Genomic DNA, 14,071 nt, shown 5'->3' on the forward strand with positions numbered 1-14,071 from the left:
ACTTTAAGATTATTGTACCAAATAATGCTTTATAATATGCATATAAAGAATAATACATTTTGGTTTATTTTTTTAATAAAGGCGTTATAATGGAAAAAGGTGGTGACATTGTGAAAGAATTAACAAAGTATAGTGCTCAGTATAAACCGTTGCAAATATTGATGTTTTTAGCATCATTTTTACTCAGTTTATCAGTCGTATTTCAAAATATATATTTAGGTAAAATTATAAATCAAATGCTTGTTGTTAAAGAAAGTTACCAACAACTTTACCAATGGGTATTCATTTTATTAGCTGTACTGTTATTACGGGCTACTTTTAATTATTTAAATCAATTAACAGGGCAGAAACTTTCTTTTAATGTTAAAAAAGATGTTAGAAATCAATTGATTAATAAAGATACAAAGAGATCGAAATTAACGATATTAACAGAAGCAGTGGAGGGTATCCATCCTTTTTACGAATCTTATTTACCACAAGTCTTTAAATCAACCCTCATTCCTGTTGCCATCGTTATAACATTATTATTTATTCATTGGCCAGCTGCTCTCATTATGATGATAACAGCACCATTTATTCCGTTATTTTATATCGTTTTTGGACTAAGAACACGTGATAAAGCTAAAGATCAAATGCAATCTTTAGATCAATTTGCAAAAGAATTCATTGATTTAACGAAAGGTCTTGTTTCTTTAAAATTATTTAATAGAACAGATCAAACAGTGAACAAAATTCATAAATCTAGTACATCATTTAGAGATTTAACGATGGAAATATTAAAAAGCGCTTTTCTATCAGGTTTGATGCTAGAATTTATTTCTATGTTAGGGATTGGTATTGTTGCTTTAGAAGTTGGATTAAGATTAATTGTATTTCATGATGTTTCATTCTTAGTTGCAGTCATTACTTTATTATTAGCACCTGAATTTTACAATGCTATTAAAGATTTGGGACAAGCTTTCCATACAGGTAAGCAGAGTGAAGGCTATATTGAAATAATAGAAGATATAAATAAAGAAGATAATGAAAGCTATAAACCAATAACGATTAATCCAGATATGAGTCAAGAAGACATCATAACAATAAATGATGTTTATTTTTCATACCCTGAACGTGAAGATTTTGCGTTTAGCCATTTAAATTTAAACATTAAAGAAAATATGCATACTGCAATTGTAGGGCCGAGTGGTGCTGGTAAATCTACTTTAGTGAAATTAATCATGAATGAACTCTCTCCCATTAAAGGACAAGTTCAGTATAAAAAAGATATTAAAATTGGCTATCTATCCCAAAGACCTTACATTTTCAGTGCATCTTTAGAAGATAATGTCACAATGTTCCAAAATTACGATAAACAACAAATTGAAGATGTATTACAAAGAGTTGGTCTTATAGAGAAAGTTAGCCAGTTATCAAAAGGTATTGAAACGAAAATTGGTGACGGTTATGAAATGCTTTCAGGTGGGGAAATGAGACGTGTAGAATTAGCAAGATTACTATTATTAAATCCTGAAGTGGTTATATTTGATGAACCAACAACTGGATTAGATATTAAGACAGAACAACTTATCGTTAACACTGTGAATCAATTTTCTAAAGAAAAAACAATCATTACGATTGCACATAGACAAGAAGTATTAAAATATGTCGACAATTTCATTAAAGTTAACAATGGAGATGTTCAAGTAACAAATAGCCCACTGAAAGGTGGTCAGTTCACATGAAAAAATTAACAATCAAATTTGATAAAGATTTTTATTTATCAATTATCGTAGGTGTTTTAGGTATGCTCACTGCTTTAGGTATGTTTGCGTTGAGTGGTTATATGATTTCAAAAAGTGCTTTAGGAACACCGCTATACGCTTTGATGATTTTAATTGTTTCTATTAAATTATTTGGATTTGTAAGAGCTATTACGAGATATTTTGAAAGGTTATATTCACATCGATCTACATTTACGATGTTAAGAAATATACGTGTTGAACTCTTCAATTATTTAATTCCAATTGTCCCTAATGTGTTTAGAAGATATCGTTCAAGTGACTTACTAACACAAATGGTAAATAACGTCGAAAGGTTACAGAACATTCTATTACGAGTTTATTATCCCCCAATCGTAATTATATTAACAACTATCGTAACAATTTTAGTCATGATAAATTGGAGTGTTTATGTTGGTATTATTATTGGAATTTCAATGATGATGTCTGTTATCGTCATACCTTATTTATCTACAAAACGTGCAAACATTTTAGCAGAAGACGTTCAACGAAGTGAAGAAGAATATGTGGCAGAATACTATGATTTTGAAAATGGTAAAGCAGAATTAAATAGATTCCAACAATATAACAGTTTTAAAGATAAAGTTTTTAATCAACAAAATATTTACGAAAATAAAAAATATAAAGAGCAGAAATTTTTAAGTACGTATGATTTTATGCTTAATATATGCGCTATGATAAGTATTTGGTGTATTACTATCTTATGTATATGGCAAATTCAAGATGGCGCGTTAAATGCAGTGTTTTTTGCAAGTATACTCATGATTGTCATTACATTATTTGAGCAAGCTATTCCAATGACAAACGTAGCTTTTTACAAAGCAGATACTACTAGAAGTCTTAAAAATATCGAAGGAGTTATAAATCAGAATTTCGAAAATCAAGAAACATATGAAATAAGCAATAACGCTTTATACTATGCTGAAAAATTGAATTTTAAATACGATTTTCAAGAAAGAAAAACGTTAAAAAATGTTCAGTTTAAAATTAACGAAGGTGAGCATGTTGCTATTATAGGTCCATCAGGCTCAGGTAAGTCTACATTATTAAGTTTGTTAATGGGCTTATATAGTTCTAACGAAGGTTTATTGACGTATAAAGGTAAAGCTTTGTCTCATGTTGAACATGAAAAATACGTAGACGAAATAAATACAATGTTACAACACAATCATTATTTTGAAGGAACGGTCAGAGAGAATTTATTAATAGAAGAAACTGATGAAAATATGAAAAATGCATTAATGAAAGTGAAATTAGAACATTTGAAATTAGATGACAATCTCACAGAAAATGCAGAAAATATATCAGGAGGAGAAAGACAACGTCTATCAATAGCTCGATTACTATTAAGAAACGCGAACATTTGGCTTATGGATGAACCAACTGCATCTCTTGATGAAGAAAATGAAAAAATCATTATGAACAATTTATTAAGTACTGACGATACAATAGTAATCGTGACACACAATTTGAAGTACCTTGAAGATTTCGACCATATAATAGTTATGAATGAAGGAGAAATTCTAGAACAAGGTGATTATCAAACACTGCTACAAGAACAGGGCTATTTATATGACGTAGTGAACTTTAATAAAGCGTACTGATATGTTATGAAGATTAAGAAGTTGAAACATGTTATTCTTCTAGAACCTTTTTTTCACTGCATACAAAATTAAGGCTGAGACATAAAAAGTCTCAGCTTTTTTGTTTGAGTAAATAAAGTCTCCGAAAGTTGCAAGACAAGGTGCACATGCAACATAAAGCCTTCGAATGTTGCAAGACGAAGCGCACGCGCAACATAAAACCTTCAAATGTTGCAAGACAAGGCGCACGTGCAACATAAAGCCTTCGAAAGTTGCAAGACAAGGTGCACGTGCAACATAAAGTCTCCGAAAGTTGCAAGACAAGGTGCACGTGCAACATAAAGTCTCCGAAAGTTGCAAGACAAGGTGCACGTGCAACATAAAGTCTCCGAAAGTTGCAAGACAAGGCGCACGTGCAACATAAAGTCTCCTTATTGCCAAGACTACTGAGAAAAGTCCACAAGGCTATCGTTATTGACACGATTGATGAGAAAAGGCAATAAGGCTACCGTTATTGACACGGTTTGCAAGACGAGGCGCACATGCAACATAGACATCCAGTCCATTACTGGCAATACAAAGAAGCAGTCCGAGACAAAGGTTAATGTCCCGGACTGTTAATTATTATTTTTCTTGATTAATTTTATCTATGTTTTTAATCATTTTTTGTAAAAGTATGTTTAATTGTTCTGTTTCTTCATCAGTTAATTGAGATACGTCTTGTATTAAATGAGAAGCTTGGTATAACTTTTCTTTCATTTCTAGACTTTTATCTGTTAAGTGGACGAAAACTTCACGTTGATCTAAATCAGATCTTTTACGTTTAATTAAATGGAGGTTTTCCATTCTTTTTAATAAAGGAGATACTGTACCTGTATCAAGTGCTAGACCTGTTACAAGTTTTTTGACATTGACCGGTGCTGTTTCCCACAAAATTGTTAGTACTAAATACTGTGGGTATGTAATGTTATATTCTTTGAAAATTTTATTAGAATAATAACGATTGACTTGTCTTTGTGCATTATACAAATTAAAACACAATTGATTCTGGATATTTAAATTATCCGGCATAATCTTTCCCCCAAACTACAAATGAAATAGCTTTTTATTTCCGAACTTCTAATCTATTATATAATGAATAATTTTAGTTTGTAAATATTTTTAATAATGATTCCGATTATCTATAGAAATAATAATGTTGTTTACTTTAAAACGCTTAAGACTTTGTAGTTTATATTGGAATATCATATAATGACAGAAAGGTGGTAGAAACATGAGTAGTGGCAAAAATATAAAAGATAAAATGAATATTACAGTGCTGACGGGCTTTTTAGGAAGTGGAAAAACAACTTTATTACAAAGGTTAATAATAGAAGCGAAAAAAGCAGGTAAAAAAGTTGCAATTGTTATGAATGAATTTGGTTCTTTTGATGTTGATAGTCAGCTTTTAGGTGAAGGTGTTTCAAGTAAAAGCTTGTTAAACGGCTGTATATGCTGTTCTTTAAAAGATGATATGGAGGTTGTACTTCATAATTTATACCAAAGTGAGAAACCAGATTTAGTTATTTTAGAAGCTACTGGGATAGCGCACCCGGTAGAAATAGTTGATGCATGTCAAAACCCTACTATTGTCGATAAAGTACATATGCCTTTTATTATTGGTGTTATGGATGGTAAAAGATACATAGAAAGAGATCGCTATTCTAATCAAACTAAACATTTAATGGAAGAACAAATGGCAAATGCACATGTAATAGTAGTTAACAAATCTGATGAACTGTCTCATGAAGAAAAAGAAATGCTTGAGAATCATCTAAACGAAATAAAACATCAACCAGATGTCTATTTTACAAATTACTCTAAAATAGACCAAATAATTGAACGTGATGATGCAATAATTAATATAGAAGGTAAACATAGTCATCATCATGGTATTCAATCCATTAATTATACGTTTGATGGACCTATAAAAATGGAACTTTTAATTCGTTTCTTACAACAGTTACCTGATTCTATATTGAGAATAAAAGGATTTGTAAAATTCCAAGAAGAACCAGATCAGACTTATTTATTCCAGTATGCGTTTGGAGTGCCTCAGTACGAACCAGAAATGATGAACATGCCGTTAACAATTGTTATTATAGGGGAAACAATAGATAAAGCATATTTACGTAATAAATTAGACATGTTGAACTTTACTTAGGAGATGATGGGATGGAGCGTATTCGAATAAATAAACACGTCAGTTATTCTAGAATCATTAATGGATTTTGGAGATTAAATGAATGGGGTTATAGTAACCAACAATTAAATGATTATATGCACAATATAGTTGATCGCGGTATTACAACAATGGATCATGCAGACATATACGGCAATTACACATGTGAAAGTTTATTCGGTGATGCTTTAGCGCTTACGCCGAACTTAAGAGAAAAATTAGAAATTGTAACAAAATGCGGAATAATTCTACCTAATCAAAGTAACCCTGAATTTAATGGGCATCGCTATGACCAAAGTTATGAACATATCATTCAATCTGTTGATCGTTCGTTGACGAATTTAAGAACGGATTATATCGATACGTTGCTTATTCATAGACCATCTCCACTGATGGATCCTGATGAAGTGACTAAAGCTGTCATGCACCTTGTAGAACAAGGAAAAATAAAAGCTTTTGGTGTTTCGAATTTTAAATGTAACCAATATGAATTATTGAATGAAAGCCTCAAAAAAGAAATGTCACATATTTCGGTTAACCAAGTTGAAGTATCGCCATATGAATTAGAAAATATTGAAGATTGTACACTGAATAGAATGTTACAACATGACGTAAAAGTTATGGCTTGGAGTCCATTGGCTGGTGGAGCGATTTTTAATGAAAATGATCCAAAAGCAAAACGTATATTAGATACAATTCAGCCAATAGCTGCTAAATACAACGTTAGTATAAGCACGATTATATACAGTTGGTTATTACGTTTACCATCAAAAGTTATGCCTATTGTTGGTTCAAGTAAAATTGAAAGAGTAGACGAAGCGGTTAAAGCAACTAAAACATCGTTAACAGACCAGGAATGGTTTGATATATATGTAGCATCGCGTGGAGAAGATATATTATAGAAAAAAGCACTAAATCGTTAATGAAATTCAACGGTTTAGTGCTTTTTCTATGTCACACAGGTGTCTTTATGATTCTAAATCAAGTCGATTTAGCACGATTTCTCCTAATGATTTACTTGCAACAGCCATGCAATCTTCATTCACTTCGAATTTAGGATGATGATTCATATAAGGTGTATCTGTATTTTCTGGTTTACTACCAACAATATAGAAAGTGCCAGGAATCTTTTGTAAATAATAAGCAAAGTCTTCTGACCCTGATGCTTGTGGTATTTCTATCAAGTGATTGAAATAACCGCCTTTACTTTTCTTAAGAATATCTACCATTTTATTCGTTTGTTCTTCATGGTTATAGAGTACTGGATAGCCATAATGATAGTCTAAATTACATTCAACATCGAAACCTAAAGCGATACTATCTGATATTTTCTTAATCTCTTCGTACATTTTTTCTTCATAATCAGGATTTAAATATCTTGCTGTTCCTTTAATCGTGACACTATCTTGAATCACGTTATATCCACCTGGAGCTTCAAATGCACCAATTGTAATAACGCCCATTTCAAGAGGATCAATTCTTCTTGATACAACTGTTTGGATTGTATTTACAAAGTTTGTGCCAGCTACTAAAGCATCGTGTGTTTTGTGTGGGCTTGCAGCATGTCCACCAAGTCCATTAATAGTTAATTTAAATGTTGAGCTGCCTGAAAAAGCTTTTCCTTTATGGTAGCCAATAAAGTCAGGGCTAGCTACAGGAACGATATGAATACCATAAATCTCATCAATATCATCTAAGGCTCCAGATTCAACGATAGCTTTAGCGCCACCTGGAGGTTTTTCTTCAGCGTGCTGGTGAATGATTTTAATTGTTCCTGGTAATTCTTCTTTTAATTCTATTAGTGCATCAGCTAGCCCCATTAGATAAGCAGTATGCACATCATGACCACATGCATGCATTACACCTTCATTTGTAGACTTAAATGGTACATCTGCTTCTTCTGTAATTGGTAATGCATCAAAATCAGCTCTTAATCCGATTGTGCGACCTTCTTTTCCACCGTTAATTTCTACAATAATTCCATGTTCATCTTTAACAGGTTGTGATATTTTAACATTTTTATCTTGATAAAATGATTTGATATACTCTGCTGTATTTTCTTCTTCAAATGATAATTCAGGATATTGATGTAGATGTCTTCTAATCTCTATCATTTCATTTTCTCTTTCTTCAATCAATTTAAATAATTTTTCTTTTAAATCATTCATATTTTGCCTCCTTAAATATACTAAAAAAGTATAACAATAATCTTTTTTTGTATGAAATATTTGCACTTATAAATACCAAAAAAATTTTATGATTGTTTTTGGATGTTTTTGGTTGAATGTGATTGACTTTTTAATGAAAACGTTTTATCATATCAATGAATAGGGGTGATGTGATGTTAACTGAAGAAAGGCATCAACTCATAATTGAGACGATTAAACAACGGGAAACAGTATCTTTACAAGATTTAATTCAATTAACGCAATCAAGTACTTCAACTATTAGAAGAGATTTATCGCTACTTGAACAAAATGGCTTTTTAAAAAGAGTACATGGTGGCGCGACGCAAATAACGAAACGACATGAAGAAAGAGATATGTCAGATAAAGAAACGCGTTATCAAAATGAAAAGAGAGAAATAGCGAAAGTTGCAGCTAGACAAATTTCAGAGGGCGATACGATTTATTTAGATGCAGGGACAACAACTTTAGAAATGATACCTTATATTAATCAGCAAGATATAGTTGTCGTAACTAACGGTTTAACGCATGTAAAACCATTATTAGAAAAAGGTATAAAAGTTTATATGACAGGCGGAGAAATTAAATCTACAACATTAGCGAATATAGGTGTAAATGCCGTTAAATCTTTACAGAAATATCGATTCGATAAAGCTTTTATGGGCATGAATAGTATAGATTTAAAGTATGGTTTAACTACACCTGATCCAGATGAATCAAAAATGAAAGAAACAGCAATTCATCTTGCTTCACACATTTATGTGCTATTAGATCATTCTAAGTTTAATGAAGTATCATTTGCAGAAGTGGAAATTGATAAAGGTTTTGAAATATTAACTTCTGAAAAAGCAATTAATGAAATAGAGAATATTACACTTTATAAAGAAAAGTATGAAATTAGTGGAGGTTTAAAATGATTTATACAGTAACATTTAATCCATCTATAGACTATGTTATGTTTACAAATCAATTTGAAGTAGGTGGATTAAATAGAGCACATGAAACAAATAAGTTTCCTGGAGGAAAAGGTATTAACGTTTCAAGAGTGTTGAATACTTTAAAAGTTGAAAATACAGCAACAGGTTTTGTTGGAGGATTTCCTGGAGAATTTATTAAAGATAAATTAGAACAGTCCAATATTTTGACTGATTTTATTGAAGTAGAAGAAGATACAAGAATTAACGTGAAGTTAAAAACTGGTTCTGAGACTGAAATTAATGGTCCAGGTCCAAATGTCGAATCACAACATTACGAATCATTTTTAAATAAAATGAAACAAACAACTTCGTCTGATACAGTCATAATCGCTGGAAGTGTACCAAGTACATTAAAGAAACCGGTATATAAAGAAGTTGCAGAAATATTAAAAGAAACCGGTGCTACTCTAATTGTTGATGCAGAGAAAGATTTAATGAAATCTATACTTTCTTTTGAACCGAAATTTGTGAAGCCAAATAAAACAGAATTAGAAGAAATTTTTGATAAAGAAATTAATACAGATCAAGAAGTAATTGATTGTGCTAAACAGTTAATAGAAGAAGGCGCTCAATCGGTCATCGTTTCACTAGGTGGTGAAGGTGCAATCTATGTGGATTCGAATATTCAACTTAAGGCAATTGTGCCTAACGGAGAAGTAGTTAACACTGTAGGTTCGGGTGACAGTACAGTGGCAGGTATGGTTGCTGGATTAACAACTGGTAAGGATATTGAAGAAGCATTCAAATTAGCTGTAAGTTGTGGAACAGCTACAGCTTTCAATGCAGATTTAGCTGAACATGAAGATATAGAAAGAATTCTATCTAAAGTAACGATTAAGCATTTGTAAAATAGGGAGGTTAATATTATGAGGATTACAGAACTCTTAACTAAGGAAACAATAGCAATGGATTTATCAGCAACGACTAAAGATCAAGTAATAGATGAACTTGTATCTCAATTAGATAAAGCTGGTAAATTAAGTGATGAAAAAACATTTAAAGAAGCAATTCATACAAGAGAGTCACAAAGCACAACTGGAATTGGTGAAGGTATTGCTATACCACATGCTAAAACAGATGCTGTTCAATCAGCAGCAATTGCATTTGGTAAATCGATTGAAGGCGTTGATTATCAATCGTTAGATATGCAACCAGCGCATTTATTCTTTATGATTGCTGCACCAGCTGGCGGAGCTCAAACTCACTTGGATGCGTTAGCTAAACTTTCGGGTATTTTAATGGATGAAGCAGTACGAGAAGAACTGTTACAAGCTAATAGTGAAGAAGAAATTTTAAACATTATTAACAAACATGATGATGAAGCGACAGATGATGAGTCTAACGAGGAATCAGAAGCAACTCCGATTCAATCTGAAAACGTTGAAGAAGAAGGATTAATTTTAGCAGTTACAGCTTGTCCAACAGGTATCGCGCATACTTATATGGCAGCTGACTCATTGAAAAATCAGGCTAAAAAAATGGGTGTACCAATTAAAGTAGAAACAAATGGTTCAGGCGGAATTAAAAACCATCTAACTGATGAAGACATTGAAAAAGCAACAGGAATCATTGTCGCTGCAGACGTACATGTTGAAACTGACCGTTTCGATGGTAAAAATGTTGTGCAAGTACCTGTAGCAGATGGTATAAAAAGACCAGAAGAATTAATCAATATGGCTCAAGATACTAGTCGTAAACCATTTGTAGCTAAAGGTGGCAAACAAAGCTCATCAACTTCGAATGAAAAACAAAGTGTATCTAAAACAATTTATAAACATTTAATGAACGGTGTTTCAAATATGTTACCGCTTGTTATATCTGGTGGTATCTTAATGGCAATCGTGTTCTTATTTGGAGAAAACTCATTTGATGCTAAAAGTTCACAATATAATGAATTTGCAGCAAACTTATGGCAGATTGGTAGTGAAAGTGCCTTTAAACTAATTGTACCAATCTTAGCCGGTTTCATTGCACGTAGTATTGCAGATAAACCAGGTTTCGCGTCTGGTCTTGTCGGTGGTATGTTAGCAGTGGCAGGTGGTTCAGGATTCCTAGGTGGTATTATAGCAGGTTTCTTAGCGGGTTATTTAACTGAAGGTATTAAATATGTTTCTAGAAACTTACCTCAAATGTTTGAAGGTTTGAAACCGACATTAATATATCCAATTCTCTCAGTTTCCATTACTGGTTTACTAATGGTTTATGTGATTAACCCACCTACAGCGTGGTTAAATAATTTATTATTAAATGGATTAAATGATTTATCAGGTTCAAATATTGTATTACTAGGTTTAGTAATCGGTGCTATGATGGCAATTGACATGGGTGGTCCATTCAATAAAGCTGCATATGTATTTGCTACAGCAGCATTAACAGAAGGTAACGCAGCAGCTATTACAGCAGCAATGGTCGGTGGTATGATACCTCCAATCGCAATTGCTACAGCAATGTTACTGTTCAAAAATAAATTTACAAAAACTCAAAAAGGTTCTATTTTACCAAACTATGTTATGGGACTTTCCTTTATAACAGAAGGTGCCATCCCGTTTGCAGCAGCGGATCCACTACGTGTAATTCCATCAATGATGGTAGGTTCAGGAATTGGTGGTGCGATAGCTTTAGGTTTAGGTTCTAGCATTCAAGCACCACATGGTGGTATATTTGTAATATTAGCTACAGACTTTGGTCATGTATTACAAACTTTATTAGCAGTAATAATAGGTGCTTTAGTAAGTGCTATTATATACGGATTGCTTAAACCTAAATTAACACAAGATCAAATTGATATAGCTGAAGAAATAGAATAAAAAATTAAAAATTTATATAAAAAAACCGACATTGTAAAATTACGTTGTCGGTTTTTTATTGAAATCATTGATAAAATTTTATATGATGAATAAAAATATTGTAAGATTTCATAATATGGAAATTAAGAGGAAAGATGTAAAACATGTTATATTATAAAACGATTATAAAATCTGAAGAAGCAGAATGGGTTACCTTGTTACACGGAGCTGGAGGTAGCTCTTCTATTTGGTTTAAACAAATGAGATATTATAGAAAGCACTTTAATGTTTTACTTGTTGATTTAAGAGGTCACGGCAAATCTGCAAATAAAGAATGGAAGAAAAATGATTCATTCGAACATTTAGCTAAAGAAGTCATAGACGTACTCGATCACTTAAAAATTAAAAAGACGCATATTATTGGGATGAGTTTAGGCACAATTGTTGGGCAAACAATGGCAGATTCGTATCCTGAAAGAATTACAACGTTAGTTTTAGGTGGCGCAATTATTAATGTTAATTTAAGAACTAAATTCTTATTAGCTATTGGTAGGACTATTATGAACTTTGTGCCTTATATGTTACTTTATAAATTATTTGCTTATATCATTATGCCTAGAAAAGAACATGAAGAATCTCGATTGAGGTTTATAAACGAAGCTAAAAAAGTTTCACAAAAACAATTTATAAAATGGGTTAAGCTAACCAAATTAGTGAATCCATACTTAGCGCATTTGCAAGTGGCTACAAAGAATATCCCGACTTTATTTATTATGGGAGATGAAGATTATTTGTTTATGCCACCTGTAGAACGGTTAGTAAAAGACTATGAGAACTTTTATTTAGAAGTTATCGAACAAGCAGGGCATGTATGCAATATAGATAAGCCAGAAGAATTTAATAAAATTAGTTCACAGTTTATAATGAAACACAACGAACTATCTTTTTAATGGAAAATGTATGCGTAAAATAATATATGCATACATTTCTTCTTATTCATTTTAATTAGTAGTAAAATGTGTTAGACTTAACTCAATATGCTATAGTCGGGAGAGGTGACGCAAAATGGGGAGGATTTAGTTTTACACTTAAATTCAAGCATGTTTTCTTTAAAAATAGAACTAAAAAGGTGGCCCAAGCGTCACCGCAAAATATTTGGAGGTGAATCCCTAGAAATAGGGAACTAATTGGAAATTTCGACCATAATAAACTTTATTGTATTCTTTATATTAATTGCATTTACAATGGTATTCGTAGGTTCTGAATTCGCGCTTGTTAAAATACGTATGACGAGAATAGAACAACTTATATCTGAAGGAAGTAAGTCTGCTAAAATTGTATATAAAATGGTAAAAGAATTGGATTACTATTTATCTGCTTGTCAGCTTGGTATTACTGTGACTTCACTAGGATTAGGTTGGATTGGTGAACCAACATTTGAAGTTCTTATACATCCTGCATTAGACTTCTTTAATTTACCAGATGCACTTACTACTACATTTTCTATCGTTATCAGTTTTCTAATTGTTACATTTATTCACGTAGTAGTTGGTGAACTTGCACCTAAGACTGTTGCTATTCAACAAGCGGAAAAACTATCATTATTTTTTGCTAGACCGCTTTATTATTTCGGTATCGTTATGAAACCATTAATTTGGTCTATGAACGGAACAGCTAGAATACTTGTACGTACTATTGGTATTCAACCTACAAATGAAGAACAAGCAATGTCTGAAGAAGAATTAAAGCTTATCATGACTCAAAGCTATCAAAGTGGTGAAATTAACCATACAGAATTAGCTTATATGCAAAATATTTTCTCATTCGACGAAAGATTAGCAAAAGATATCATGGTACCTAGAACACAAATGGTTACATTAACTGAACCATTTAATATTGAAGAACTGCTCGAAATTATTAATGAACATCATTATACACGTTATCCAATTTCTGAAGACGGCGATAAAGACCACATAAAAGGCTTTATCAATGTAAAAGAATTTTTAACAGAGTATGCTTCAGGCAACAAAATTAAAATTAATGCCTACATTCATAATTTACCACTGATTCACGAAGTTACAAGAATCAGTGATGCATTAGTGAAAATGCAAAAAGATCATGTTCATATGGCATTAGTTATAGATGAATATGGTGGTACTGCTGGTATTATTACAATGGAAGATATATTAGAAGAGATTGTCGGAGAAATTAGAGATGAATTCGATGACGATGAAATAAATGATATTATCAAAACTGGTGAAGATACTTATCAAATAAATGGGCGTGTCACACTTTCTGAATTAGAAGACAAATTTGGAATTGATTTTGAAGATTCAGATGATATAGATACAATTGGTGGTTGGCTACAAGCTCACAATCCTGAAATAGAGAAAGATGACTATGTCGATACAGAATATGACAAATGGGTTGTCATAGATGTAGAAAATCATCAAATTAGAACTGTAGCACTCCATAAAGAATTTATAAAAGAAAGAAAAAATCTCTTTGACGAAGATGAAGAAGACGAGGATTAAGAC

General features: G+C 32.0%; 11 protein-coding genes. 9 read left to right on the top strand and 2 right to left on the bottom strand.

The features are described from left to right. Positions 1–110 precede the first annotated feature (110 nt). The gene (locus tag ACO6VN_RS02095) at positions 111–1,724 is read left to right on the top strand and encodes an ATP-binding cassette domain-containing protein (protein ID WP_194201049.1); all 1,614 of its coding nucleotides are present in this window, start codon (positions 111–113) and stop codon (positions 1,722–1,724) included. Beyond that, positions 1,721–3,385 carry a thiol reductant ABC exporter subunit CydC gene (gene cydC / locus ACO6VN_RS02100; RefSeq protein ID WP_422404185.1) on the top strand — a complete coding sequence of 555 codons (1,665 nt, stop codon included), beginning with the start codon at positions 1,721–1,723 and terminating at the stop codon, positions 3,383–3,385. The genes ACO6VN_RS02095 and cydC overlap by 4 nt, the downstream gene beginning before the upstream one ends. A 603-nt stretch (positions 3,386–3,988) precedes the next feature. On the opposite strand, the gene ACO6VN_RS02105 is transcribed toward cydC, so the two are convergent. After that, a complete protein-coding gene (locus tag ACO6VN_RS02105; protein WP_017000978.1) occupies positions 3,989–4,435 on the bottom strand; it encodes a MarR family winged helix-turn-helix transcriptional regulator in 447 nt (148 codons plus the stop codon). Between the two features lie 202 nt (positions 4,436–4,637). Between ACO6VN_RS02105 and ACO6VN_RS02110 the strand changes: the two genes are divergently transcribed. Next, complete coding sequence (locus tag ACO6VN_RS02110; protein ID WP_422404186.1) at positions 4,638–5,567, top strand: CobW family GTP-binding protein; 930 nt, start codon at positions 4,638–4,640, stop codon at positions 5,565–5,567. Positions 5,568–5,578: 11 nt separating this feature from the next. Beyond that, positions 5,579–6,487 carry an aldo/keto reductase gene (locus ACO6VN_RS02115; protein WP_194201046.1) on the top strand — a complete coding sequence of 303 codons (909 nt, stop codon included), beginning with the start codon at positions 5,579–5,581 and terminating at the stop codon, positions 6,485–6,487. A 66-nt stretch (positions 6,488–6,553) separates the two neighbouring features. Here ACO6VN_RS02115 and ACO6VN_RS02120 read toward each other — a convergent pair whose 3' ends face one another. Beyond that, entirely contained in the window at positions 6,554–7,753 is a 1,200-nt protein-coding gene (locus ACO6VN_RS02120; protein ID WP_216683404.1) for a M20 metallopeptidase family protein, read from the bottom strand. A 173-nt stretch (positions 7,754–7,926) separates the two neighbouring features. On the opposite strand from ACO6VN_RS02120, the gene ACO6VN_RS02125 reads away from it, so the two are divergent. The 5 genes from ACO6VN_RS02125 (at position 7,927) to ACO6VN_RS02145 (ending at position 14,068) form a co-directional block, all read left to right on the top strand. After that, complete coding sequence (locus tag ACO6VN_RS02125) at positions 7,927–8,688, top strand: DeoR/GlpR family DNA-binding transcription regulator (protein ID WP_064204681.1); 762 nt, start codon at positions 7,927–7,929, stop codon at positions 8,686–8,688. Continuing rightward, positions 8,685–9,596, top strand: a complete 912-nt coding sequence (pfkB, locus tag ACO6VN_RS02130) for a 1-phosphofructokinase (protein WP_194201044.1) — start codon at positions 8,685–8,687, stop codon at positions 9,594–9,596. Before ACO6VN_RS02125 ends, pfkB begins: the two co-directional genes overlap by 4 nt. A gap of 18 nt (positions 9,597–9,614) precedes the next feature. After that, positions 9,615–11,555: a PTS fructose transporter subunit IIABC gene (locus ACO6VN_RS02135; protein ID WP_017000972.1), complete on the top strand. Its 1,941-nt coding sequence runs from the start codon at positions 9,615–9,617 to the stop codon at positions 11,553–11,555. Positions 11,556–11,698: 143 nt separating this feature from the next. Further along, complete coding sequence (locus tag ACO6VN_RS02140) at positions 11,699–12,484, top strand: alpha/beta fold hydrolase (RefSeq protein WP_017000971.1); 786 nt, start codon at positions 11,699–11,701, stop codon at positions 12,482–12,484. Between the two features lie 237 nt (positions 12,485–12,721). After that, the gene (locus ACO6VN_RS02145) at positions 12,722–14,068 is read left to right on the top strand and encodes a hemolysin family protein (RefSeq protein ID WP_017000969.1); all 1,347 of its coding nucleotides are present in this window, start codon (positions 12,722–12,724) and stop codon (positions 14,066–14,068) included. Positions 14,069–14,071: the final 3 nt, after the last annotated feature.

Origin of the sequence: Mammaliicoccus sp. JADD-157 (assembly GCF_049310805.1) — a bacterium.
Lineage (GTDB): Bacteria > Bacillota > Bacilli > Staphylococcales > Staphylococcaceae > Mammaliicoccus > Mammaliicoccus lentus.

Excerpts from the sequence above, each read along its gene's own strand:
- pfkB (WP_194201044.1), top strand. The coding sequence starts at position 8,685 with ATGATTTATACAGTAACATTTAATCCATCTATAGACTATGTTATGTTT.
- ACO6VN_RS02115 (WP_194201046.1), top strand. The coding sequence starts at position 5,579 with ATGGAGCGTATTCGAATAAATAAACACGTCAGTTATTCTAGAATCATT.
- cydC (WP_422404185.1), top strand. The coding sequence starts at position 1,721 with ATGAAAAAATTAACAATCAAATTTGATAAAGATTTTTATTTATCAATT.
- ACO6VN_RS02125 (WP_064204681.1), top strand. The coding sequence starts at position 7,927 with ATGTTAACTGAAGAAAGGCATCAACTCATAATTGAGACGATTAAACAA.
- ACO6VN_RS02140 (WP_017000971.1), top strand. The coding sequence starts at position 11,699 with ATGTTATATTATAAAACGATTATAAAATCTGAAGAAGCAGAATGGGTT.
- ACO6VN_RS02105 (WP_017000978.1), bottom strand. The coding sequence starts at position 4,435 with ATGCCGGATAATTTAAATATCCAGAATCAATTGTGTTTTAATTTGTAT.
- ACO6VN_RS02120 (WP_216683404.1), bottom strand. The coding sequence starts at position 7,753 with ATGAATGATTTAAAAGAAAAATTATTTAAATTGATTGAAGAAAGAGAA.
- ACO6VN_RS02110 (WP_422404186.1), top strand. The coding sequence starts at position 4,638 with ATGAGTAGTGGCAAAAATATAAAAGATAAAATGAATATTACAGTGCTG.
- ACO6VN_RS02135 (WP_017000972.1), top strand. The coding sequence starts at position 9,615 with ATGAGGATTACAGAACTCTTAACTAAGGAAACAATAGCAATGGATTTA.